The organism is Streptomyces ossamyceticus (assembly GCF_001418475.1).
Taxonomy (GTDB): Bacteria; Actinomycetota; Actinomycetes; order Streptomycetales; family Streptomycetaceae; genus Streptomyces; species Streptomyces ossamyceticus.
In genome coordinates this window covers 1-2,047 of record NZ_LIQX01000863.1, presented here as the reverse complement: position 1 = coordinate 2,047, position 2,047 = coordinate 1, and the positions used below count along the sequence as shown (strand labels likewise).

The 2,047-nt window shown below is 72.7% G+C and carries 2 protein-coding genes; both read left to right on the top strand.

Annotation, left to right across the window (positions count from 1 at the left end; genetic code table 11):
• Positions 1-163 precede the first annotated feature (163 nt).
• Positions 164-1,441: a hypothetical protein gene (locus AOK15_RS39840; RefSeq protein ID WP_055523973.1), complete on the top strand. Its 1,278-nt coding sequence runs from the start codon at positions 164-166 to the stop codon at positions 1,439-1,441.
• 72 nt (positions 1,442-1,513) lie between these two features.
• Positions 1,514-1,996: a hypothetical protein gene (locus AOK15_RS39835; RefSeq protein WP_055523971.1), complete on the top strand. Its 483-nt coding sequence runs from the start codon at positions 1,514-1,516 to the stop codon at positions 1,994-1,996.
• The last annotated feature ends 51 nt before the right edge of the window (positions 1,997-2,047 follow it).

The following is a 2,047-nucleotide window of genomic DNA, read 5'->3' as shown; positions in this document are numbered from 1 at the left end:
GTTGGGGCCCTGCGGGGCCGCTTCCCGGTAGCCGCCGCCGTCGGCCCAGGTGTCGGGCTCCAGGAACGCCTTAGCGTCGTCGAAGTCCTTGAGGGCCAGGCTCCACGCGGGCTTCGCCGCGAAGCCCGCGTGGAGCCTGGCCACCGGCCGCACCGCGCCCGGTGTGCTGGACCTGGGCGGCACCCTGGTGTTCGCCAGGGACGCGAGCGGCGCCTACCTCAAGGACTTCGACGACGCGAAGGCGTTCCTGGAGCCCGACACCTGGGCCGACGGCGGCGGCTACCGGGAAGCGGCCCCGCAGGGCCCCAACCGGGTCCTGCACCTGTCGGAGGCGCCCCAACCGCTGACGTTGGAGTTCCGGGACACGAGGACGGGGAAGCTGCGCGCGTCCCTGAAGGCGGCCACCGACTCGGTCACGCTCACCGGTTGGCGCGACGGCGCCCCCGCGGTCGCCGTCGGCACGTCCCGGACCGCCGGTTCGGACGGGCTGTCGGCCGAGAAGACCACCTCGACGGTCACCGTCCACGACGGCCGGGGACGGAAGCTGGGCGCGACCCCGGCCACGCGGCGCCCCGAGACCGGCCTGTACTACGCGGCGGCCCTCAGCGACGGGTACCGCGTCGACCCCGCCGGCGCGACCGTACGGCTCACCCCGGTCGGCGGGGGCACCGCCCGCAGGGTCACCTGCACCGAGGAGGGAGCCGACTGCGCGTACGACCCGAGGACGGGGCTGATCGGCGCCGCCCGCGCCACCGCGCCGCCCGTCCTCGGCGGGTACTACGCCGGCTTCGAGAACGCGAACGTCGGCGGCACCGACATGGTCCGTATCACCCTGAGCGACCTCGCCACCGGCAAGAAGGTCTGGAGCAGCGCCGACGCCGAGATACCGTCCGGCGTGGAGCTGTACGACAACGGCGACCCGGACCTGGAGCCCATGCCGGACTCCGAGACGCTCTCCCTGCTCCGCGTCACCGACGGCCGGGTCCTCGTCGCCTGGCAGGCGTCCCAGAGCGACGCCGACACCTGGGTCCACGCCTGGTACGACCTCACGTCCGGTGACCTGACCGACTCGTACGAGGCCACGCGGTCCGTGCTCCTCGCCCCGTCCGGCGACCTCGGCGCCGAGGACGCCGTACCCGGCGGCACGTTCACCGGGACGACGGTGTGGCGGCTGCCCGACGGCAAGCGGCTGTGGACGCAGGAGGAGGGGGCGGACGAGACCCCGCTGGACCCCGTGCGGTTCACCCGCGACGGCTCCGTCCTCTACGGGTACACGACCGCCGAGGACGGCACGGAGCACGGTCTGGCCGTCGACCCCCGCACCCGCGAGGTCCTCGCCGAGGACCTCCCCGTCGACCACGTCCCCGCCGTCGACGAGGCCACGGGCTACGGCCACATCTCCACCACCGACGGCTTCCACGCCTTCGCACCGGCCGGCTGACACCGCCGCCCGGCTCCCTGACACCCCCCCCAGCTCAGCCCATCTACCTGAGGAATTCCGTTGCGTACCCGAATGTCTGCCTCCGTCTGCGCCCTCCTGCTCGCCCTCACCGTCACCGCCTGCGGCGACGACGGGGTCGAGCTGCCCATGGCCTCGGACACCGAGGGGGTGGCCACGTATCTGAACGACGCCATCGGCTGCACCGACACCGACTACTGGTCGAACGCGGAGATGTCGCTGATCCGCTCGGAGGTGAGCGACTCCCTCGACGGCGGTGGCGAGTGCGAACTCGGTGACGACAGCGGCGACATCGAATTCCTGCACGTCACCGACATGACCCAGTTCCAGCGGGATGTGGCACGGAGCGGTGAGGACGAGGACCCGCTGATGGTCGGGATGGACTTCGCCCTCGACGTGGACAGGGACTACATCCAGAAGTTCCTCGACGAGGGGCTGCTGCTCCTCGACTGCGAGCCCGGCATGCAGACACCGCAGCAGTACCAGCGCGTCGAGGCCGAAGCCGGCTGCGTGCTGACGGACTACGTACGGGACTGAGTACCCGCCGCCGGCGCGGGGCCGACCGCCGACGTGGCCCGGCCCCGCCCC